The sequence below is a fragment of the Pedobacter agri genome (genome assembly GCF_032678665.1).
Taxonomy (GTDB): Bacteria; Bacteroidota; Bacteroidia; order Sphingobacteriales; family Sphingobacteriaceae; genus Pedobacter; species Pedobacter agri_A.
Genome location: NZ_JAVTSH010000001.1, coordinates 162,281 through 184,348, shown reverse-complemented (window position 1 = coordinate 184,348; position 22,068 = coordinate 162,281). Strand labels below are relative to the sequence as shown.

Genomic DNA, 22,068 nt, shown 5'->3' with positions numbered 1-22,068 from the left:
AAGGTTAAAGTTTTACTTTTGATGATGTCAAAATTTAAAATGCTGGCTTTCGCCCTATTATTTGTATCTGTACTATCATCATGTAAAAAAGATGAAGATTCGGAGAAACAGATCACCGAGTTTATTACTCAAAATAAAATTAACGCTGTTAAAGATCCATCAGGGCTTTACTATCAAATTATAAAGCCGGGAACCGGAAACTTTGCCTATCCAAGCAATACGACTATTACTATCAAGTATGAAGGTAGATTATTAAATGGAAACGTATTTGATAACGGCGATGGTAAGGAACAAACCTTCCCTCTTGCTCAGCTCATTCAAGGCTGGCAAATTGGTATTCCGAAGATTCAAAAGGGAGGTGAAATCCGACTCATTATTCCGCCGAGTCTTGGATATGGCAGTAGTGCTGCAGGTTCTATTCCTGGAAATTCCGTTTTAGATTTTACCATTCAGCTTTCGAATACACAATAAGGTTTTTAGCTTTTTTGTTAAAATTGGTTAAAAATTGTAGCATCCGCATTAAAAGCTTATTTTTGCGGATGATGCTAAAATACAGACATATATTATTTTTGGTGTGCATTGTAAGTTTCTTTGCCGCCTGTAAAAAAGATGAGGTTGTAGAAACTTATGATCCTGAACCACAATTCAGGGCAGACACCACAGCGATCAGAGCGTTTATTAAAACAAACAATATTCCAGCACTGAAAGATTCTTATGGTATTTTTTATCAGATTTTAGAGCCAGGAACAGGTAGTGTCACTTATACAACAGCCACAAAAATTACGGCTGATTATGAGGGGAAATTATTAAATGGAACCGTTTTCGACAGTTCGAAGGGTACTCCAATCTCTTTTACATTAGGAGGCGTAATACCGGGTTGGCAAATTGGTATTCAAAAAATACAAAAGGGCGGTAAAATCAGATTGATCATCCCTTCATATTATGCATATGGAACAAGGTCTCCATCATCATTAATGCCTGCAAATTCCATCCTTGATTTTAACATTACACTTACAGACGTTACAAACTAAATGAACAGATTTACCAAATTTAGCCTCTTAACAATTTTATTGGCTACCGTTCTTTTTTCTGCCTGCAAAAAAGAGTACGAAACGATACAATCGATTGATGAGAATGCTATTCAGTCATACCTTAAAAGTAACAATGTAAATATGACGAAAGCCTCTGGCGGCTACTACTTTAGCGTGGTTACACCAGGTAGTGGCGCAGAGATTAAAAATTCTGATTCGGTTTTTTATTCTTATACTTTTAAATTACTAAACGGTACTCAACTTACAAAGTCATCAACGGTAACGATTCCGAGTACTTTTTTAGGTTATACTGATCGTTTTACCATCGGAGGAAGTTCATATGTTTTTACACCAATCAGGGAAGTACTGACAATGTTAAAAAGAGGTGGTACCGCCAGGTTGATTTTGCCTTCGAATATGGCTTTTGGTAGAAATGGATTGGAATCAGTAGGTGTGGGGCCTAACGAAAATATTTTAGTGGAATTGGGCGTTTATGCTCAATCAAAAATCCACCAGATTGATGAATTACAAATGGATAATTTCTTATCGGCCAATTCACTAACTGCGGTTAAAGATCCTTCAAGAGTTCGCTATATTGTTACCCAGCAAGGAACGGGTGCTCCGGTATTCGCCACGAGTACATTATCTGTAAATTATACCGGTAGGCTTCTTAGCGGAACCATATTCGATGCATCAAGCGCTGCAACTTCAATAGAATTAGCTACTGCGATTAAAGGATGGTTGGTTCTTCAGAATTTTAAGGTAGGTACTAAGGTGAGGTTATTTATTCCGTCAGATTTAGGTTACGGACAAACAGGAAGTTTCGATCCAACTTACGGCGTTTATACGATTCCACCAAATGCAGTATTAGATTTCGATGTGGAAATTGTAAGCGTTACCAATTAAGATAACGCTTCTTTAAAAACTTTAAGCACCCTTTCTCGTGCAAATGTATGCTCAACTATTGGTTGGGCATATTTTTTTGTCTCAAATTCTGGTACCCATTTCTTAATGTATTCAAATTTGGAATCGAACCTTTTGGTTTGTAGTTCAGGATTGAATACCCTAAAATAAGGTGCCGCATCGTTGCCTGATCCGGCAGCCCATTGCCATCCGCCAACATTGCTGGCCATTTCATAATCCAGTAGTTTTTCTGCAAAATAGGCTTCTCCCCAGCGCCAGTCAATAAGCAGGTGTTTTGATAAAAAGCTTGCTGTTACCATGCGTACGCGGTTGTGCATCCAACCAATTTCATTTAGCTGGCGCATACCAGCATCTACAAGTGGATAACCTGTTTTGCCCTCGCACCAGGCTTTAAACTCCTGCTCGTTATTTCTCCATTTGATCTTATCATATTGTTTCTTGAATGAATCAAATGCTGCATAAGGAAAATGCCAAAGAATCATCATATAAAATTCCCTCCAGGCGAGCTCTGATAACCATACGTTCGACTTTGCTTCGATGGCATCAGCAGCTGCTTTACGTATGCTTAATGTTCCAAATCTTAAATGCAAGCCAATTCGGGTAGTACTTTCCAATGCCGGAAAATCCCGCTCTTTCGCATAATCATCGAGTTTATCTTTATAGCTGATTTTCGGGAACTCAATATTGCTTCTTTCGAACCCCATGTCTTTGAGTGTTGGAAGCGGTAAATGCCTGGTATCAAAAAAGTTCTTAAAGTATTTTTTTGTAGGGTAAGGCTTGATGTAAAAATCATTCAACTTGGCGTGCCACTGTTTATAATAAGGCGTAAAAACCGTGTAAGGAGTTTTATCAGCCTTCAGGATTTCGTCTTTTTCAAGAATTACCTGATCTTTAAACGTACGGAATGCAATTTTTTCACTTGTTAAGAACTCTGCCATATTATCATCACGTTCCCGGGCATAGGGTTCGTAATCATGATTAGTAAAAACTTCCTTTACTTCATATTCTTTCAAGATCTCCGGCCATATTTTTTCAGGTTTGCCATATTTTACCAGCAAATCCGAACCTTGTTTTTGTAGTGTTGTTTTTATATCTGCAATAGTCTGGTAGATAAAAGTTACACGGGCATCATTTTTTGGCAACTTATCTAAAATGTTTTTGTCGAAAATAAAAAGCGGGATTACGGGATTGTCGCTTTTTAATGCATGATATAATCCAGCGTTGTCTTCTAAACGTAAATCGCGGCGGAACCAAAAAATGTTAATGGGTTTCTTCATCAAAATTATGATACTTGTAATAAATATTTCTCTTACTTTTTATAAAGATCAGCTAAAGCATCATCTAAATCGGTAAATTTAAATTTAAATCCTGCATCTAAAATCTTTTGCGCTGATGTATTATTGCTCATTAAAACTGCCTCCGCTCTTTCACCCATAATCAATTCTATTGCTGTTTTAGGAACTTTAAATGGCCAGAATGGACGATGCAAATGTTTGGCGATTGATCTGGTCAACCCCTCATTAGTGACAGGGAAGGGAGCACAGGCATTGTAACAACTTTCCATCTTTAAATTTTCAAGGGCATAGATGTACATACCAACCATATCATCAATGTGCAACCAGGGTGTCCATTGTTTTCCTGTACCTAAAGCAGCACCAGCAAATAACCGGACCGATTTATCAAGTTGTGGCAGTGCGCCACCATCATTACTGAAAACGATACCTGTTCTAAGTTTCACAACTCGCAGGCTTAACTTTTTTCCTTGGTCAACCGCTTGCTCCCAAAGTTTACAACATTCGGCTAAAAAGCCGTAGCCATTCGGACTTTCTTCGGTTAAAATTTCATCTCCGCACTCACCATAAAAACCTACTGCAGAAGCTGAAATGAATGATTTGATTTCATGATCCGGTTTCGAAGGGATGGTTTTAAAAAGTAATTCTGTTGATTTTACCCTACTGTCGATAATCTGTTTTTTACGTTCATCCGTCCATTTTTTTTCAGCAACAGGCTCGCCAGCTAAATGGATAATGGCATCCACTCCATCCATACATGCAGCATCAATTGTGCCTTTGTAAACATCCCACACGAAATTATTTGGATCATTTGTTTTCTTTCTTGAGAGCGTATTTACGTGATATCCGCTACCTAACAAACGCTTTTTAAGTTCATTGCCCACTAGTCCGGTTGCGCCAGTAATTAGAATCTTTTTCGCCATATTTTTAAAACACGAAAGATACGAAAGGGTTTTTTTAGAAAGTAGAAAGTAGAATGTAGAGAGTGGAAAGTGGAAAGTGGAAAGTAAAAAGCAGGGGGTAGAAAGTGGAGAGTTGCAATAAAAAGTGGAAAGTAAAAAGCGGAGCGTAGAAAGTAAGTTGGCCTTAGTTAAACGCTAAGACCAACGATGTATTTACAGCCCTGAAATAATTTTACCTTTTGGAGCCTTAAGAGCATAACTGAGTTTAATGGTTTTTGTCTCATTTGGTGTAATCTTCAGCTGCCAGGAAAGCATTCCGGTTTCTTTATTTATTTCAGCCCCACTATTCTCAAGCAATTCAATTTCAATATCGCTTTCTGACGATAATGGATATTGATCTTTTAGCGATAGTTCAATTGGTTCTTTTTTAGTGTTTCTTACTTTAATAAGATAGGTAAAAAGCTGCTTTTTGTTAACACCAATTAATTTTGTACTGCTAAAATCTTCCTGTTTCTCTTTGGTGATGATAATTTTTTTATCTCTACCCATACTTAAACTCAATGTATCCGAAATATTTGCCGGATTAATGTATGACTTACCCGTGTAAGTGCCTTCGAAAACAATATTTGCACTGCCAGCCTGAAGGTTTAGTTTTTCCCAATTCATTACATCAGCTAATAAATAGGCGTCGCTACTCAATTTTGGAGCTGCATAGTATTTATATTTCGCGGGAACCGCATACTCTTTAAAGGAAACAGTATGCGGTTTATTGTCGCTATTGATATCGTAGGGGATATCAATATTAAAAGTAACGCCTAGCTGACTTTCATTAACTGATGTATAATCGTTAATTGTTGATGCCGACGCATTTAAATTTTGTTGTTTTGCTTTGGCGTTCCCTCTAATCATTACCACCTCATTAAGCTGATTGCTTTCTAAACCTCGTATACGGCTTTGTAACGTATTTTGCATTTGAGATTGAGTTGAAACAAACCATGGATTTAAATTTGGCGCAGTAATGTTATAATTCGGGTTTCCGGTTGATAAGGAAAGCTTTACTTTCCTCCAGTCTAAACCAGTGCTCTGCGTAATGGCTGCTTTGTAAACAATTCCAAGTGGTTTTGCAGTGCTCTCCGACTTGATGTCGTAACTGGCTAACCAATTGGCAGCAGGCGTAACATAAGATAAATTGTAAACTGCCTCAGTATTTTCTTTTGCCATCAGCTGAAGAACCAGTTGACCTAATTGTTGATTTGGTTTATTTCTTAATTCGGCAATTTGTTGTTGTAAAGCGCTTAAGCGCTGGTTTTGTTTTTCCTCAGTTAATGCCAGCACAGATATAGCATTTCTCACTTCAGCGCTTTTATTACGATAATATTCGGCAAGTTTTATCAACTCCGCTACATTGGTGCCATTGTTGGTTCCACCAGATTTTCGATTCTCATCCAACAATACCAATGTTTGTTCTTCAATAATTTTGGCATTTCTGGTTTTTGTTAATTCTGCAGTTACCCGTTTCACACTGTCATTTAGTTTTATAATTTCCGGGTTTGCGGCATCTGTATTTAAAAAATCTTTATTGAATTGAACCGACAGGATGGTAACGCCACTATTCACCCCAACTTGAATTGAATTTTCAATTACCCGTCCGGAGATATTATTAATTACAAGCTCTGAAGTTCCAGAAGGAAGGTTTACCTTGCCAATATGGTTAAGTTGAGCGCCATTATTGTAAACGGTTACTGCCTCTAGTACAGCCTTTGTTTTAATTTGTTGTGCAAATACGCTTAATGGGAATAGCAATATCAGAAATCCTTTTTTCATTTATTTTTCTTATTATGTGTTGAAATAAAATTTGAATAGAGGATGTGTAACTTATCGATATTCCATAACAGAATATTTTTTGTTGGGTACATGTAAAGAAATAACCAGCTTTTTGATGCAGACGAAAAATAAGATAAATTTGTAATTGCGTTCTTCATAACCTTTTCGAAAACAATAATGTCAAAAAAAATTTTAGTCTGGTTTAGAAATGATCTTCGTTTGCATGATAATGAAATGCTGGTGGAGGCTATTTCCAAATCTGATTCAATTTTGCCGGTTTATATTCTTGATTCGCGATCATTTGGTGAAACGAAATATGGAACACTAAAAACCGGTAACATCAGGGCACAGTTTATTTTGGAAAGTGTTTTAGGGCTTCGGGCATCATTGAAGCAAATTGGTGGGAATTTACTTATTGCTGAAGGAAATCCGGAAGAAATTATCCCTCAATTAGTTCAGGAATACGAAATTACCGAAGTTTATCATCACCGGGAAGTAGCAAGAGAAGAAACCCATGTATCTACGTTGGTGGAAAATGCTTTGTGGAAACTCCGTGTTAATTTGAAGCATTTCATCGGCCATACCTTATACAATAAAGAAGATCTACCTTTTCCAATAAAGGATATACCTGATGCATTTAACCAGTTTAAGAAAAAAATCGAACGGGATTCTATCATTAAACCTTGCTTTCTAGCTCCTGATCGCATTAATGTTGCCGAAGTAATCGATTGGGGGACGCTTTCATCCTTAGAAGAATTGCATCTCTCGCCGCACGAAAAAGATCAGCGTGCTGATTTTGAATTTACCGGGGGTGAAGCCGAAGGTTTGGCTCATCTTCAGAAAGTGATTGTAGCCATGCAACAGGCAGCTACCGCAAAAAATTTGATCCTCGCCTCTAAACTTTCGGCCTGGCTTGCTATGGGTAGTCTTTCGCCGAGAAAAGTATACTGGGAAATTAAAAAAATGGAAGGTGTTCCAAATACAAAAGCCATGTTTAACCATATATTGCTCGGCTTGTTGTGGAGAGACTATTTTCGCTTTATGTTCAAAAAATACGGCAATACCTTCTTTAGTCCTAACGGTTTTGGAAGCCAGGGTTTGGTGGATACCGAGAATGAGCAGGAAAATTTCAATAAGTGGAAAACCGGGCAAACGGGTTTTGCAGTGGTTGATGCCGTGATGACTGAGCTGAATCAAACCGGCTTTATTTCGAACATTGCCCGTCAAACTGCAGCACTCTATTTAATCAATAACCTTGAAGTGAGCTGGGTTTTCGGAGCTGCGTATTTTGAAGAAAAATTAATCGACTACAATCCTGCAAGCAATTGGGGCAATTGGGCAAATGTTGCCGGTGTCGGAAACGATCAAAAATCAAAAAGTGTTTTTGATTTGGATAAAAACATCAAAAATTTAGATCCCAAAGGAAATTACGCACTCACCTGGGCTTCTTAAAGGAATTATTGAATGATGGAGTGATTGATTGATTGATTGTTTGATTCATTGAATGACTGGTTTTTGAATGATAGCTATTTTGCAAGATTAAATTAAAAATCATCAATCTGCTAATTCACTAATTAAAACTACCTCATTAATTAATACTGGCTTGTGTTTTGCTCTAGCTTTTGATAAATCTTTCTCTTCTGTCAGACGAATTATTTCTACTGAAAGTCAGAATGTTTCTAAATATATTTTTTTGTGCAATTAATCCAGTTTTTTACCATTTATATAAGGTAAAATTCTAATTTTGTAACGCTTATAGTAAACAGTTAATAATGGGTAGTTTATCTTATCTTAGTGGCGAAAACGCCGAATATATAGATTCTTTATATCAGTCGTATCAGCAAGATCCTGAATCAGTTGAGTTTGGTTGGCAGAAGTTTTTTGAGGGTTTCGATTTCGGAAGAAGTGCAGAAGCACCTTCAGTAACGGCTGAAACTCCGGAACAATTTTTAAAAGAGGTTAGTGTTTTAAATTTGATCGACGGTTACAGAAGTCGCGGTCATTTATTTACACATACCAATCCTGTTCGTGAAAGACGCAAACATCAACCAAGTTTAGAGCTATCTAATTTCGGTTTGTCTGATGCAGATTTAGAAACAGTTTTTAATTCTGGTGTCGAAATCGGAATTGGCGCAGCAAAATTGAAAGATATCGTTGCGTTTTTAAAACAAACCTACACCAGCTCTATCGGAGCAGAATATAAATTTTTACGTACGCCTGAAGTGTTGAACTGGATTCAACAAAAAATGGAAAGTGCACGTAATACGCCTAACTTCTCTATCGACGAGAAGAAACGCATTTTACGAAAACTAAATGAGGCAGTAAGTTTCGAGAACTTTTTAGGAACGAAATTTTTAGGCCAAAAACGTTTCTCTTTAGAGGGTGCTGAGGCTTTAATTCCGGCATTGGATTCTGTTATTGAAAAAGGTGCAGATTTAGGTATTGAAGAATTTGTAATTGGTATGGCACACCGCGGTCGTTTGAACGTGTTGGCAAATATCATGCAAAAAACTTACAAAGACATTTTTGCTGAATTTGAAGGCAAAAGCTATAATCCGGATACCCCATTCGGTGGAGACGTAAAATACCACTTAGGTTACTCAACTGATGTAACCACAGTTGCTGGTAAAAGTGTTCACTTGAGTCTTTGTCCAAATCCATCACACCTGGAAACGGTTGATGGGGTGGTTGAAGGTATGAGCCGTTCAAAAATTGATTTCAAATACGGCGGCGACAACAGCCGTTTAGCTCCAATCTTAATTCACGGTGATGCTTCGGTTGCAGGGCAAGGTATTGTTTACGAAGTGATTCAAATGGCAGGTTTGGAAGGTTATAAAACTGGTGGAACGATTCACTTAGTGATTAATAACCAAATTGGTTTTACTACCAATTACAAAGATGCCCGTACCAGTACATATTGTACAGATATCGCTAAAGTGACCTTGTCGCCGGTTTTCCACGTAAATGGAGATGATCCTGAGGCATTGGTTTACGCCATTAATTTGGCCATGGAATATCGCCAGAAATATAAAAATGATGTTTTTATCGATATTTTATGTTACCGTCGTTTCGGCCACAATGAGTCTGATGAACCTAAGTTCACGCAGCCTTTATTGTACAAAACAATTGAAAAACACCCTAATCCAAGGGAAATTTATATCGAGCAATTAACCAAAGAAGGTAAATTGGAAGCGGGCTTAGCAAAAGAAATGGAAAAAGATTTCCGTGGCATTTTGCAAGAACGTTTAAATGAAGCTAAAGAATTTGTTGCCGGTAATGCTGAAATAAAATTTGGCGGTGCATGGGCAGATTTACGTATGGCTACGCCGAAAGATTTTGATAAATCTCCGGTTACGGCGGTAAAAAAAGCTACCTTATTAGAAATTGGTAAACGCATCACAACCTTACCATCTAATAAAAAATTCTTCAAAAAAATTGAAAAATTATTTGCAGAACGTACTAAAATGATCAACGAAACCAATGTTTTCGATTGGGCAATGGGCGAACAACTGGCTTACGGTACTTTATTGTCAGAAGGAAAACGTGTTCGTTTAAGCGGTCAGGATGTTGAACGTGGTACTTTCTCACATCGCCATGCGGTATTAACTTTAGAAGATAGTGAGGAAGAATATGTACCGTTAGCAAATATTTCAGACCAACAGGCACAATTTGATATTTACAATTCGCATTTATCAGAGTATGGTGTTTTAGGTTTTGAGTATGGTTATGCGATGGCTAATCCAAACGCATTAACTATCTGGGAAGCACAGTTTGGCGATTTCTTTAACGGGGCACAAATTGTTGTCGATCAGTATATTGCAAGTGCGGAAACCAAATGGCAACGTGAAAACGGTTTGGTCATGTTATTGCCTCACGGTTACGAAGGTCAGGGACCGGAGCACTCATCGGCACGTATTGAACGTTTTATGGAGCTTTGTGCAGATTACAACATGCAAGTTGTAAACTGTACTACACCAGCAAACTTCTTCCACGTTTTACGCCGTCAGTTTAAACGCGATTTCCGTAAACCATTGGTGGTATTCTCTCCAAAGAGTTTATTGCGCCACCCAGCATGTGTATCTAAATTAGATGAATTTACAGAAGGCGGTTTTAAAGAAGTAATTGATGATGTAAATGTTAAAGTTGCAGATGTAACACGTATTGTTTTCTGTAGCGGTAAAATTTACTACGAATTGTTAGAGAAACAACAAGCAGATAAAGTTAAGCTTGTAGCATTGGTGCGTGTAGAACAACTGTATCCAACGCCTGTTGATCAAATGGAAGCCATTAAAACAAAATATAAAAATGCCGATGAAATTTTCTGGGTACAGGAGGAACCAGAAAACATGGGCGCATGGCCATATTTATTCCGCCGCCTTTACAAAACTGAGCTTAAAGGTATTGATGTTATTTCTAGAAAAGAAAGCAGCAGTACGGCAACCGGTTTTGCAAAACAACACGCTAACCAGCAAGCTTACATTTTAGCAAAGGCTTTAGAGCTTCCGGTTAAAAAAGAGGAAGTTAAAGAAGCCACAAAAAAGGCAAGCAAAAAATTGGCCGAAGCCGATTAAGGTGAATGTACAATAATCAAATTTCAAACATAAGTGTGCCGATAGATTTGATAATTGATTATTGAACATTGGTAATTATATAAAAATTAGAAGCTAATAAAGACATATTAAACATTATGAGTTTAGAAATAAAAGTTCCACCTGTTGGTGAGTCGATAACGGAAGTTGTTTTATCACAATGGTTAAAAAAAGATGGCGATGTTGTTGAAATGGATGAAGTTATTGCTGAATTAGAATCAGATAAAGCTACTTTCGAATTAACAGCAGAACAAGCGGGAACTTTAAGAACCATAGCTGCTGAAGGCGATACTTTAGCCATTGGTGCAGTAGTTTGTAAAATTGAGGATGGTGGCGCAGCACCTGCAAAAGCTGATGCCCCTAAAGCAGAAGAAAAAGCAGTTGTTGCAGAAGATAAAACTTCGGCTCCTGTTGCAGAAAAGTCTGGTGAAAGCTACGCAACTGGAACGCCATCTCCTGCAGCAGGAAAAATTCTTGCTGAAAAAGGTATTGATGCTGGTGCGGTAAAAGGTACTGGTGTTGATGGTCGTATTACTAAAGATGATGCTGTTAAAGCGGAAAGCGGAAAGGCTAAAGCTGAAAGCCCTAAAGCCGCAGCTCCTGAAGTTGCAGCTCCGGCTGGTGCACGTTCTGAGCGTCGTGAGAAAATGTCGCCATTGCGTAAAACGGTTGCAAAACGTTTAGTTTCTGTTAAAAACGAAACGGCCATGTTAACTACTTTTAACGAGGTTAATATGAAGCCAATTATGGATTTGCGTTCAAAATATAAAGATTCTTTCAAAGAGAAATTTGGCGTTGGATTGGGTTTCATGAGCTTTTTTACCAAAGCAGTAACTGAGGCTTTAAAAGATTTCCCAGCGGTTAATGCCCGTATTGAAGGTGAAGAAATTGTTTACAATAATTTTGCTGATGTTTCAATTGCCGTTTCAGCTCCAAAAGGTTTAGTAGTACCTGTTATTCGTAATGCAGAAAGCATGAGTTTGGCAGAAATTGAAAAATCTGTTTTGGCTTTAGCTTTAAAAGCTCGTGATGGTAAGTTAACTATTGAGGAAATGACTGGCGGAACATTCACAATCACGAATGGTGGTGTGTTTGGTTCGATGATGTCGACTCCGATTATAAATGCACCACAATCGGCTATTTTAGGTATGCACAATATTATTGAGCGCCCAATTGCTGAAAAAGGTGAAGTGGTGATTCGTCCGATGATGTATGTTGCTTTATCTTACGACCACAGAATTATCGACGGACGTGAGTCAGTTGGTTTCTTAGTTCGTGTTAAACAATTGTTAGAAGACCCAGCGAGATTATTATTAGGCGTATAGTCTTAAAACCATCTCAAGATATAAAGCCTCGACCATTTTGGTCGAGGCTTTTTTATTTTCGACACTCATCATTGCGAGGTAAGAGGCTTGGGGTACGAAAACATTTTCATTAAATATAATAGACATCGCTCTATGGATTTCGGCTTGCCGCCTCGTCATGCTGAATTTAATTCAGCATCTTTCTTGGTAATAAAAATATGCACAATAAGACCCTGAAATAAATTCAGGGTGACGACCGTTTGATAATAGCACTATGAAAATTCATTCGATACTGGGTTTTTACTCGTATTCTCGATCTCAAAACATTCGGAAAGTTCGAAAGCGTGCTTATAAATTCGTTAACAACGGTTCAAAGATTTCTCGGCTTCGCTCGAAATGACGATATTCAAAAATGAAATTAACGTTCAACTTAAAGTTTCTCTTCATTTTCATTACGATTTTTATTGCAGAAATCTTAATCGCAAAGTATTTGAATGATGCTTTTATTCGCCCGTTTGGTGGCGATGTTTTGGTTGTGGTTTTAATTTATGCTTTCCTGCGGATATTCTTAAAAACGAATTATAAAAAGCTAGCCTTGGGTGTGCTAATTTTTTCCTTTATAATTGAATTTCTGCAGGCTTTGCGTTATGTAAACTGGTTAGGTTTACAGGATAGTAAGTTTTGGAGTATTGTATTAGGCACTTACTTTTCTGTTTATGATTTGCTGGCTTATTTTGTTGGTTATTTGATTTGTCTGTTGTTTAGGGATTGATTTGAGTAGTTATTTGTCATTCTGAGGAACGAAGAATCTGTGTTGTCGGTTGCAGATACTTCGTGCCTCAGTATGACAGGATATTCAAGGTTGCTGCAATTAACGAACTTAATTTTTATTAATCATTTAAATTACGAAAAATCTACACCTTCAAAAGTTCTTCGTAAGCATCGCCCTCTAATCCCAGCAACTTTGCAAAAGCTGGCTCGGTTTTAAAACCTTGTTTTTTTAATTCAATAACCTGTAGCCTGAATTCCTCGCCTTTTTCCAATAGTATTCTATGCTCAATAAGCATGTGACGGTAGGCATTTTGTTGTTGTGTTGGGATGTTTTGTCCGAATATTTCGATTTCAAAATCTTCGATCAAGAAGTTAGATTTTACAGCATGGAAGTTTTGGTTCTTAGAAATTACAAAACCTTTTTCATTTTGAAAATGATTTTTTAAGGTAGTTATAAATTCTTCTTCGTCATTCACATCACAGATGATGTCCAAATCGCTGTTTTCTATAGCGATGTTGATGGGAATAGTGCCAACCAAAATGGGAGCAAAGCGATTAAGCTTTTCTAAAACATTATTTTCCGTTAAAACCTGATAAGCTTTCTTTTGCCGTTCATTCCCGTTTTTTAGGTAAAATATATTGAGGAAGTTTGGATTTGGCGCCATACGATTTTTGTTTCTTGCAGTATCCAAAGTTAATAAACCCGATAGTATGAATGCCAATGCGTTTCAACTCTTTCGTTGTTTTTTAGCAAAAAGATAGTTGACAAGCAGGCCTCATTGGCAGTAAGGATAGCGGGAAGAAACTTTGTTTTGAGTAGAGGATTTGCTTTTCAAAAACTTCTCCCAGTTAAAGGCAGCATTATTTTATCTGTATAGTAAATCCCTCTCCTCGAAGAGCGAAACAGAGTTTTTGCTGCAAACCAATGTTTCTTTAACATGCGATTTGTATAAACTGTTGACGTTCTTCGACAAGCTCAGAATGACATTTTGCATTTATGAATGTGCAGTATTATTTAATCCCTCTCTTTCAGGAGCGGGAGTGCATTAGCCTTTTCTAAATCACAACCGTGAACAAGTAGAGGTTAAAATAAAAAATCCCATTTCCGTTAAGAAATGGGATTTTGAACGTCGGTCTGAATTTATTTCAGCGTCTTTATTAAGTGAGATGCTGAAACGAGTTCAGCATGACGAATTTTAATTAATCTTCCACAATCTCGCTATTGATGCTTACATCGTCTTTTACATCTTCTTTAAAATAGTTCTTCTGGAAGATTAAGATCAAGATCACACCAACAGAAATCGCAGCATCTGCAAGGTTAAAAACCGGTCTGAAGAATATAAATTCATCTCCTCCCCAAATCGGAATCCAGCTTGGGAAATGCCCTTCGGCAATTGGAAAATAAAACATATCAACTACACGACCATGAAACCAGGTTTCATAGCCATAAATTTTGCCATAGAATACCGAATCAATAATGTTTCCAAGCGCACCAGAAAAGATTAAAGCTACATTTAAGATTAAGCCACGATGATATTTATGCTTAATCAGGTAGTGTAATCCATAGCCTATTCCGCCAACTGCCGCAATGCGGAATAATGACAATGCTAATTTTCCAAATTCTCCACCAAACTCCATCCCGAAAGCCATTCCATTATTTTCGGTAAAATGGATGATGAACCATTTACCAATAATATTGAATTCCTGACCAAGGTACATGTTGGTTTTAACCCAGGTTTTAATCAGCTGGTCGGCCAATAAAACCAAAAAGATAATAATTAAAGGTTTTGTATAGCCTTTCATTAACTCTGCTTTAATTTAGCTTCCATGCTTAAAGTAGCGTGAGGAACCGCACGTAAACGTTCTTTTTGGATCAATTTGCCTGTTTCACGACAAATACCATAGGTTTTGTTTTCGATACGAACCAAAGCGTTTTCCAGGTTATCAATGAATTTTTTCTGACGGGCAGCCAATTGATTGATTTGCTCTTTCTCCATGGTTGCCGAACCATCTTCTAAAGTTTTGTAAGCTCCCGAAGTATCTTCTGTGCCATTTGCGTTAGGGTTACTTAACGATGATGTTAATGCGTTAAGTTCTTCTTTCGCCATGCGTAATTTATCTTGAATTAATTCTTTAAATTCTTGAAGTTCACTGTCTGAGTAGCGTGTTTTGTTACTGTTTTCCATGTTTTTAATTTAGTTTTCTAATATATGGATTTATATTTTAGTTACTGAAATGCTTAACTCAACATCATCAATGGTGATTTTGTTTGCATCTGTTACAGTATCTGTTAATTCTAACTCCTCTGCTAAAATTTCTGCGCAAATGTATGCCTTGTTTTTAGCAACTGCAGTGGCAACAAGATTATCATTTTGTAAACTAACCTTTATCTTGTCGGTTACTTCAAAGTTTAATTCCTTGCGCAAATTTTGTATCCGGTTTACCAGTTCGCGGGAGATTCCTTCTTGTTTCAGTTCTTCAGAAATCGTTACATCCAATGCCACAGTTAAACTACCTAAGTTAGTAACCTGCCATCCCGGAATATCTTCGGCAATAATTTCAACATCTGATAATTGAACATCGTAATTGATACTTTCACCAAGTTTTGGATCCGTTGAAATACTTATTTGACCTTCTTTTTCTAACTCAAAAATGTTCTCCTGAGTAAAGTTATTAATCGCATCAGCGACGGCTTTCATACTTTTGCCAACCTTTGCGCCTAAAACCTTAAAGTTAGGTTTTACCTTTTTCTTCACGATGCCCTGCGTATCGGTAATAAACTCGATATGCTTAATGTTTGTTTCTGATAAGATGTAATCGGCTACTTTGCCAATTTTCTGCTCGAAATCGCCATTTAAAGATGGAATTAAGATTTTTTCTAAGGGCTGACGGACATTGATGCTAGATTTTTTACGCAACGATAATACCATCGAAGAAATATCCTGAGCGTAAACCATACGTTCGTTCAAATCTGTGTCGATTAGGCTTTCGTCGGCCGCCGTCCATAAAGTTAAATGAACAGATTGTTCCGCATTTTTATCATTCACACTTAAATTTCTATATAACCAATCAGCAAAGAAAGGCGCAACAGGGCTCATCAGCTGTGCTAAAGTTTCTAAGCAAGTATAAAGCGTTTCGTAAGCAGCACGTTTATCATCAGTCATTTCACCTTTCCAGAAACGGCGGCGACTTAACCTGATGTACCAGTTGCTTAAATGCTCATCAACAAAAGCTTGAATGGCACGAGTTGCTTTAGTTGGCTCGTATGCATTGTAAGCCTCATCAACTTCGTTAATTAAGTTCTGCAATAACGATAAAATCCAACGGTCTAATTCGGTTCTATCCGCAACATTGCTTAAGTTGTTTTTATCAATTTCGAACTTATCAATATTAGCATATAAAGCAAAGAAAGCATAAGTATTGTAAAGTGTTCCGAAGAATTTACGACGCACTTCTTCAATTCCGTCGATGTCAAATTTGAGGTTATCCCAAGGATTGGCATTTGAAATCATGTACCAGCGAGTGGCATCGGCACCATATTTATTAATGGTTTGAAAAGGATCGGCAGCGTTGCCTAAACGTTTAGACATTTTCTGCCCATTTTTATCCAACACCAATCCATTCGAAACCACGTTTTTGTAAGCGATCTTATCAAAAACTAAAGTAGAAATGGCATGCAGAGTATAAAACCATCCACGGGTTTGGTCTACACCTTCGGCAATAAAATCTGCCGGGAAATCCTCATTTCCATCAATACTTTCTTTGTTTTCGAAAGGGTAGTGCCACTGTGCATAAGGCATGGCGCCAGAATCGAACCAAACATCAATTAAATCGCTTTCGCGGACCATTGGTTTGCCTGACGGCGAAACCAAAACGATCTGGTCAACTACATTTTTATGCAAGTCGATTAAATCATAGTTCTCTTCAGACATGTTGCCAATTTCAAATCCTTTGAATGGATTCTCTTTCTGGAAACCTGCTGCTATAGATTTTTCGATCGCATGGTATAGTTCCTCAACAGAACCAATTAAAACTTCTTCTTTTTTATCTTCCGTTCTCCAGATAGGTAGAGGAATACCCCAATATCTCGAACGCGATAGATTCCAATCGTTTGCGTTTTTTAACCAGTTACCAAAACGGCCTTCTCCCGTAGATTTTGGCTTCCAGTTAATGGTTTCATTCAGGTCGAACATTCTGTCTTTAACCTCTGTAACCTTAATGAACCATGAATCTAATGGATAGTATAAAAGCGGCTCATCAGTTCTCCAGCTGTGCGGATAACTGTGAACGTATTTCTCTACTTTAAAAGCCTTGTTTTCTTCTTTTAATAAGATCGCGATTTCAACATCAACTGATTTCTCAGGTGCTTCGCCAGCATTATAATATTCATTTTTAACATATTTGCCCGCGAACGGACCAACATGTTTGGTGAATTTCCCTTGTAAATCTACCAGTGGAACAAGAATATCGTTGTCATCCAGTACCAACATAGGTGGAATTTCAGGAACTGCTTCTTTCGCAACTTTAGCATCATCTGCACCAAAAGTTGGAGCGGTGTGTACAATACCGGTACCATCTTCAGTAGTTACAAAATCTCCAGAAATTACGCGGAAAGCATTTTCTGGATTGTTGTATGGTAAAGCGTAAGTTAAAAGTTGCTCGTATTTAATGCCAACCAATTCAGTTCCTTTGCATTCTGCAAGAATTTGGTAAGGGATTTTCTTATCGCCAGCCTTAAAATTTGTAAAGTCTTCAGCTTCATTACTTTCAAAGAAAGTTTTGCTGAACTGCTTTGCAACCAGGTTTTTAGCCAAAATAACATTCGTTGGCAAAAACGTATACTGGTTAAAAGTTTTTACTAAAACATAATCAATTTTTGGCCCAACAGTTAAAGCGGTATTCGATGGTAAAGTCCATGGAGTTGTGGTCCAGGCCATCAAATAAATCTCGCCGAAACCTTGTAGAAATGCCGGTAACGTATCAGCTAAAGCCTTAAACTGCGCAACAATTGTCGTATCGGTAACATCGCGGTAGGCACCAGGTTGGTTTACCTCGTGCGAGCTTAAACCTGTTCCTGCCTTCGGCGAATAGGGTTGTATAGTATAACCTTTATAAATTAGTCCTTTCTCGTAGATCTGTTTTAAAAGCCACCAAACCGATTCCATATATTTCGATTTGTAAGTGATGTATGGATCGTCCATATCAACCCAATAGCCCATTTTCTCAGTTAAATCGTTCCATACATCAGTGTAACGCATTACTGTTTTTTTACAGGCTTCGTTGTAATCTTCAATAGAGATGGTTTTACCAATATCTTCCTTGGTAATACCCAATTCTTTTTCAGTACCAAGCTCTACAGGCAGGCCATGGGTATCCCAGCCGGCTTTACGTTTAACCTGATAACCCTTAATTGTTTTGTAGCGGCAAAAAATATCTTTAATAGCACGAGCCATTACGTGGTGAATCCCCGGCATACCATTGGCAGACGGTGGTCCTTCGTAAAAAGTAAACGGATTAGATTTCGGGCGTGAAGAAATGCTCTTTTCAAAGATGTTTTCTTCTTTCCAAAAATCCAGTATTTCTTGCCCTATTTTGGCAAGGTCTAATTGTTTAAATTCGTTATACATCAATCAAGTACCTCAAAAAATTAAGGTTGCAAAGTTAAAATTTTTCGCTCAAATTCGGTAGTTTTGATGTAAATACTTTTGGGGTGAAATTATTTAATATCGGACTTTCGTTGATGATTTTGGCTGTGATTGCGCTTCCAATTGTGGCTGTTACAAATCCTGTAAACCGGGATTTTATGTTGTATGCATTTTATTTCTGTGGCTTACTCGAACTAATTGGACTCATCTTTGTTTTAGTTCATATTGTTAAACTTAAACGAATGAACCCATGATCAAGTTACTCAAATTACAAAAAGCCGTTTTGGTGCTTATACTTGGCGTGCTTTCGTTTATCGCTTATCGAATTTTATCTGCCTATGAAGTAAGTTGGGCCAGATATCTGCAAATCCTTGCGGGCGTATTGGTAATGGTTGGTGCACTGTGGATGTTGTATCCAATTCTTTTTGCAAAGAATGATGGTGACGGTAAAGCAGAAATTGTTACTGATCCTACAATTCCTGTTCCAGTAGACGAAGAGGATGAAAAGCCCGCGAAGGAGTAGATTGGCTTGTTGTTCGATTACGAGCTTATATCTTCTTAAATGCCTAACGTGGTTTAAATAATTTTTTGAAAAGCAAAACCTGCATTTCATTTTAACATTCGTCCTGCTGTTCGCTTTACTCGCTCAATGAAAAATTTCGCTCGTGCACGCTGCCATCAGGTTTAGATAACCACATTTAGAATAAGAAACTATTTAAACCTATAAGGTTTTTAAAACCTTATAGGTTGGAAAATCAAAATCTGAAAATTTTTCTTTTTTGTGAAATGTTACAAACTCTTCAATGCCACCGAACCAATCAAAAACAGCATTTCTTTCTAATTTTGTGTTTTTATTTTTTGAAATTATTGAATTATAAGATGAATAACTCCAATCATTTGGAGATTTGCAAAACTGATGATGCACTGGATTTTGATGGATATAGTTGATTAACTTGACAAAACAAGATTCATCATTAATTTGCACTCTTTTTGTAAAGTCTAAAAATAGTGCTCCTTTTCTGTTGTTTTGCTTGTTAAACGCTTTGGCATAAGCATTTAAAAAATTGCTCAGTTTTTGCATTACAAATTTGTGAAAATCGAAATCTGCGAGATTGTTCTCAGCTAACGCTCTTATTACCCTTTCATTTCTGATTTGTATTAAAATATGAAAATGATTTGGCATTAAACAATAACAAAATGTTTTAGCGATAGGAGTTAGGTAGCTATCGAATTTGTTAAGAAAGAAAATGTAATTTTCATGTTTCGAAAAGAGGTTCTCTTTTCCAACAGCATGATTAAAGATGTGATAAAAATTGTCGGGATGAAATTTATCTAAATATTTCATGGCAATTTTTTTCTTAAAGATAATATAATTAATCTAAAAGGTTTTAAAAACCTTATAGGTTTGATTTAGTGATCAAAATCTCCTGCGTTTCTAGCCGATTCTTCATCAGAAACCATCTTCCTAACTTTCTTTTCATCTAACCACAATACTAAAGCTGGTAATAAAGTTAGGTTGAAAATCAAGGCGACAAATAAAGTTATTGAAAGGAGTAGGCCTAGAATAACTGTTCCGCCGAAAGTTGAGGCGGTAAAAATTCCAAAGCCAAAGAATAAAATTAAAGCAATGTGCGTCATGCTTACCCCAGTTTCGGTAATGGTATCTGTTATTACTTTCGGTACGCTAAAATTTGTCAGGTTTAACTCTTGTTGGTATCGGGTAAGAAAGTATATGGTTTGGTCAGACGCCAATCCGAAAGCAATAGTAAAAATTAAAATGGTTGATGGTTTTAAGGAGATGCCAAAATAACCCATAATTCCAGCTGTAATAATTAAAGGAACAATGTTCGGCAGTAGGGAAATGAACATAATACCCAAACTTTTGAATTGAGCCAGGCGAAGAAGCGAGATCAGCACAATTGCCAGTCCAATACTTTCAAACAGGTGTTTGAGCATGTAATCCGTTCCTTTTGAAAAAATGATGCTGGAGCCAGTTAGCTCTACATCAAATTTATCCGGAGGTAAAATGCTGTCGATGCGGGGTTTTAGTTCAGCCATAATTGCATCTAGCCGTTTCGAGCCCACATCGGCCATCTGAAAGCTTATTCTTGTGCTTTGATTGCCTTTACTCACAAAATTAGTTAACAAACTTGCATTGCCTTTTCCACCGCTTGCGATGTAGGCCAGGATGAAGTTTTTCTCCATATTATCTGGCAAACGGAAAAATGTTGAGTCATTATTGTAGAATGCCTGAGTAGCATACTTTAAGCCCATGTTCACCGAAATCGAGCGTGAAAATTCAGGATAAGCCGCAATCATCTTTTCCATTTTCTCCATTCGCTTTAGGTTAGTCAGGTTGAAAACACCATTCTTTTTCCTGGTATCTACGCTCACTTCTAAAGGCAAAATCCCTTCGAAATTTTTCTCAAAGAATTTTAGGTCTGCCAGAATCGTTGAGCTTTTAGGCAAGTCATCAACTACATAACCATTTACATTAATTTTCATTACGCCAATAAAGGCAATAATGGAAATGATGATTGTTCCAATATAAATCAGACTGCTTTTCTGCTGAACAAGGTGATTGGTTTTAACCAATAACTTGTGCAGAAAACCTTCTTCCAAATGTGTTTGTGCTTTCAGTTTAGGAGCAGGCAGGTAACTGAAAATAATTGGGATTAAACACAGACACATTAACCAGGTAATCATCACGTTTATTGAAGCTACGCTACCAAACTGCATCAATAATTCGCTGCCTGTGAAATATAAAACGCCAAAACCTATAGCTGCAGTAATGTTTGCGATCAATGTAGTTACAGCAATTCTTTCAATCGTAACGCTTAAAGCCCTTTGTTTATCGCCATCTTTCCGAAGTTCATTTTGATATTTATTGAGCAGCAAAATACTGTTAGGGATACCAATAATTACAATAAGCGGTGGAATCAATCCGGTTAAAATGGTCAGTTCATAGCCGAACAAAACCAGTGTGCCAATACTCCAGATTACGCCCATCACTACCACCAGGATTGGGTAAAACACTGCAGAAAACTTCCTGAAAAATATCAATAAAATAAGTGCTGAAACTAGGATTGATAAGCCTAAAAACAGAACGAATTCGTTGCTAACCAGTTTACTTACCGCAGTACGGATGTAGGGCAGACCAGAGATATGAACTTGTATTTTTGTTTGTTCCTGAAAGGCTTTCGCTTTCTCCTCAATCCGCTTTAAAATTGGATTTCGTTCAGCGGAGTTTAGAATTTTTGTGTCGAAGGTAATGGCCATCAAAGTGGCATTTTGTTTATTGTAAACTAAGCCTTCAAAAAATGGCGTGTTAAATAATGTGCTTTTAATAGAATCCATTTCAGCATCCGTTTTCACTAAGCCATTTGGAATGGCCTTTAATACAAACTTTTGCTCAACGGTATCCTTTTCAAGTTGGAAAATCCGACCGGAAGATAAGACAGCCTTTATTCCTTTTAGTTTTTGAATTTCATTAGATAACTGAACCCACTTGTTATAAATATCTTTCTTGAAAATATCAGGTGATTGTATACCAACAACCATCACGCTTCCATCCTCACCAAAAGTTTTTTTGAAGTTATTATATTTTACAAAGGCGCTGTCGGTTACAGGCAGGATTTTGCTTCCGGTATAAGAAAGTTTGACATTTTTGGCTTGATAAGCCATGAAAACTGTACCAAGTACGAAAAATATAATTATCGCAATACGGTTCTGAAGAATAAACCTCGATAGCTTAACCCACATGTGTTGTCTAGTTTTAATGATAAT

General features: G+C 37.3%; 17 protein-coding genes. 8 read left to right on the top strand and 9 right to left on the bottom strand.

Going from position 1 to position 22,068, the window contains the following annotated elements; genetic code table 11:
- Positions 1-21 precede the first annotated feature (21 nt).
- The 3 genes from R2Q70_RS00915 to R2Q70_RS00905 all read left to right on the top strand — a co-directional run bounded on the left by R2Q70_RS00915 (position 22) and on the right by R2Q70_RS00905 (position 1,937).
- Entirely contained in the window at positions 22-471 is a 450-nt protein-coding gene (locus R2Q70_RS00915; protein ID WP_316805812.1) for an FKBP-type peptidyl-prolyl cis-trans isomerase, read from the top strand.
- A 68-nt stretch (positions 472-539) separates the two neighbouring features.
- Positions 540-1,031: an FKBP-type peptidyl-prolyl cis-trans isomerase gene (locus R2Q70_RS00910; protein WP_316805811.1), complete on the top strand. Its 492-nt coding sequence runs from the start codon at positions 540-542 to the stop codon at positions 1,029-1,031.
- Positions 1,032-1,937: an FKBP-type peptidyl-prolyl cis-trans isomerase gene (locus tag R2Q70_RS00905; RefSeq protein ID WP_316805810.1), complete on the top strand. Its 906-nt coding sequence runs from the start codon at positions 1,032-1,034 to the stop codon at positions 1,935-1,937.
- Here the strand turns inward: R2Q70_RS00905 and R2Q70_RS00900 are convergent.
- The 3 genes from R2Q70_RS00900 to R2Q70_RS00890 form a co-directional block, all read right to left on the bottom strand.
- Positions 1,934-3,232 carry a deoxyribodipyrimidine photo-lyase gene (locus R2Q70_RS00900; protein WP_316805809.1) on the bottom strand — a complete coding sequence of 433 codons (1,299 nt, stop codon included), beginning with the start codon at positions 3,230-3,232 and terminating at the stop codon, positions 1,934-1,936. The two genes, R2Q70_RS00905 and R2Q70_RS00900, sit on opposite strands and share 4 nt — an antisense overlap.
- A 32-nt stretch (positions 3,233-3,264) precedes the next feature.
- Complete coding sequence (locus R2Q70_RS00895) at positions 3,265-4,170, bottom strand: TIGR01777 family oxidoreductase (RefSeq protein WP_316805808.1); 906 nt, start codon at positions 4,168-4,170, stop codon at positions 3,265-3,267.
- Positions 4,171-4,362: 192 nt separating this feature from the next.
- Positions 4,363-5,973, bottom strand: a complete 1,611-nt coding sequence (locus R2Q70_RS00890) for a DUF4139 domain-containing protein (RefSeq protein WP_316805807.1) — start codon at positions 5,971-5,973, stop codon at positions 4,363-4,365.
- Between the two features lie 177 nt (positions 5,974-6,150).
- Between R2Q70_RS00890 and R2Q70_RS00885 the strand changes: the two genes are divergently transcribed.
- The 4 genes from R2Q70_RS00885 (at position 6,151) to R2Q70_RS00870 (ending at position 12,638) form a co-directional block, all read left to right on the top strand.
- On the top strand, positions 6,151-7,425 hold the full coding sequence (locus R2Q70_RS00885) for a DASH family cryptochrome (RefSeq protein ID WP_316805806.1): 1,275 nt from the start codon (positions 6,151-6,153) through the stop codon (positions 7,423-7,425).
- Positions 7,426-7,745: 320 nt separating this feature from the next.
- A complete protein-coding gene (locus tag R2Q70_RS00880) occupies positions 7,746-10,544 on the top strand; it encodes a 2-oxoglutarate dehydrogenase E1 component (RefSeq protein ID WP_316805805.1) in 2,799 nt (932 codons plus the stop codon).
- A 116-nt stretch (positions 10,545-10,660) separates the two neighbouring features.
- Positions 10,661-11,887: a 2-oxoglutarate dehydrogenase complex dihydrolipoyllysine-residue succinyltransferase gene (odhB, locus tag R2Q70_RS00875; protein WP_316805804.1), complete on the top strand. Its 1,227-nt coding sequence runs from the start codon at positions 10,661-10,663 to the stop codon at positions 11,885-11,887.
- Positions 11,888-12,278: 391 nt separating this feature from the next.
- The gene (locus R2Q70_RS00870; RefSeq protein WP_316805803.1) at positions 12,279-12,638 is read left to right on the top strand and encodes a DUF2809 domain-containing protein; all 360 of its coding nucleotides are present in this window, start codon (positions 12,279-12,281) and stop codon (positions 12,636-12,638) included.
- A 142-nt stretch (positions 12,639-12,780) separates the two neighbouring features.
- On the opposite strand, the gene R2Q70_RS00865 is transcribed toward R2Q70_RS00870, so the two are convergent.
- The 4 genes from R2Q70_RS00865 to ileS all read right to left on the bottom strand — a co-directional run bounded on the left by R2Q70_RS00865 (position 12,781) and on the right by ileS (position 18,264).
- On the bottom strand, positions 12,781-13,302 hold the full coding sequence (locus R2Q70_RS00865) for a DUF4269 domain-containing protein (RefSeq protein WP_316805802.1): 522 nt from the start codon (positions 13,300-13,302) through the stop codon (positions 12,781-12,783).
- 535 nt (positions 13,303-13,837) lie between these two features.
- Entirely contained in the window at positions 13,838-14,440 is a 603-nt protein-coding gene (locus R2Q70_RS00860) for a lipoprotein signal peptidase (RefSeq protein WP_116169218.1), read from the bottom strand.
- Positions 14,440-14,823, bottom strand: a complete 384-nt coding sequence (locus R2Q70_RS00855) for a TraR/DksA family transcriptional regulator (protein ID WP_010600357.1) — start codon at positions 14,821-14,823, stop codon at positions 14,440-14,442. The genes R2Q70_RS00860 and R2Q70_RS00855 overlap by 1 nt, the downstream gene beginning before the upstream one ends.
- 30 nt (positions 14,824-14,853) lie before the next feature.
- The gene (ileS, locus tag R2Q70_RS00850; RefSeq protein WP_316805801.1) at positions 14,854-18,264 is read right to left on the bottom strand and encodes an isoleucine--tRNA ligase; all 3,411 of its coding nucleotides are present in this window, start codon (positions 18,262-18,264) and stop codon (positions 14,854-14,856) included.
- A 268-nt stretch (positions 18,265-18,532) separates the two neighbouring features.
- Between ileS and R2Q70_RS00845 the strand changes: the two genes are divergently transcribed.
- On the top strand, positions 18,533-18,805 hold the full coding sequence (locus tag R2Q70_RS00845; protein WP_316805800.1) for an isoleucyl-tRNA synthetase: 273 nt from the start codon (positions 18,533-18,535) through the stop codon (positions 18,803-18,805).
- A gap of 198 nt (positions 18,806-19,003) precedes the next feature.
- Here R2Q70_RS00845 and R2Q70_RS00840 read toward each other — a convergent pair whose 3' ends face one another.
- Complete coding sequence (locus R2Q70_RS00840) at positions 19,004-19,627, bottom strand: hypothetical protein (RefSeq protein ID WP_316805799.1); 624 nt, start codon at positions 19,625-19,627, stop codon at positions 19,004-19,006.
- 65 nt (positions 19,628-19,692) lie between these two features.
- On the bottom strand, positions 19,693-22,044 hold the full coding sequence (locus tag R2Q70_RS00835) for an efflux RND transporter permease subunit (RefSeq protein WP_316805798.1): 2,352 nt from the start codon (positions 22,042-22,044) through the stop codon (positions 19,693-19,695).
- Positions 22,045-22,068 lie beyond the last annotated feature (24 nt).

Coding starts and splice junctions, on each gene's coding strand:
- R2Q70_RS00895 (WP_316805808.1), bottom strand. CDS start 4,170: ATGGCGAAAAAGATTCTAATTACTGGCGCAACCGGACTAGTGGGCAAT.
- R2Q70_RS00885 (WP_316805806.1), top strand. CDS start 6,151: ATGTCAAAAAAAATTTTAGTCTGGTTTAGAAATGATCTTCGTTTGCAT.
- R2Q70_RS00865 (WP_316805802.1), bottom strand. CDS start 13,302: ATGGCGCCAAATCCAAACTTCCTCAATATATTTTACCTAAAAAACGGG.
- ileS (WP_316805801.1), bottom strand. CDS start 18,264: ATGTATAACGAATTTAAACAATTAGACCTTGCCAAAATAGGGCAAGAA.
- R2Q70_RS00870 (WP_316805803.1), top strand. CDS start 12,279: ATGAAATTAACGTTCAACTTAAAGTTTCTCTTCATTTTCATTACGATT.
- R2Q70_RS00855 (WP_010600357.1), bottom strand. CDS start 14,823: ATGGAAAACAGTAACAAAACACGCTACTCAGACAGTGAACTTCAAGAA.
- R2Q70_RS00905 (WP_316805810.1), top strand. CDS start 1,032: ATGAACAGATTTACCAAATTTAGCCTCTTAACAATTTTATTGGCTACC.
- R2Q70_RS00915 (WP_316805812.1), top strand. CDS start 22: ATGATGTCAAAATTTAAAATGCTGGCTTTCGCCCTATTATTTGTATCT.
- R2Q70_RS00845 (WP_316805800.1), top strand. CDS start 18,533: ATGATCAAGTTACTCAAATTACAAAAAGCCGTTTTGGTGCTTATACTT.
- R2Q70_RS00880 (WP_316805805.1), top strand. CDS start 7,746: ATGGGTAGTTTATCTTATCTTAGTGGCGAAAACGCCGAATATATAGAT.
- R2Q70_RS00910 (WP_316805811.1), top strand. CDS start 540: ATGATGCTAAAATACAGACATATATTATTTTTGGTGTGCATTGTAAGT.
- R2Q70_RS00860 (WP_116169218.1), bottom strand. CDS start 14,440: ATGAAAGGCTATACAAAACCTTTAATTATTATCTTTTTGGTTTTATTG.
- R2Q70_RS00840 (WP_316805799.1), bottom strand. CDS start 19,627: ATGAAATATTTAGATAAATTTCATCCCGACAATTTTTATCACATCTTT.
- odhB (WP_316805804.1), top strand. CDS start 10,661: ATGAGTTTAGAAATAAAAGTTCCACCTGTTGGTGAGTCGATAACGGAA.
- R2Q70_RS00890 (WP_316805807.1), bottom strand. CDS start 5,973: ATGAAAAAAGGATTTCTGATATTGCTATTCCCATTAAGCGTATTTGCA.
- R2Q70_RS00900 (WP_316805809.1), bottom strand. CDS start 3,232: ATGAAGAAACCCATTAACATTTTTTGGTTCCGCCGCGATTTACGTTTA.
- R2Q70_RS00835 (WP_316805798.1), bottom strand. CDS start 22,044: ATGTGGGTTAAGCTATCGAGGTTTATTCTTCAGAACCGTATTGCGATA.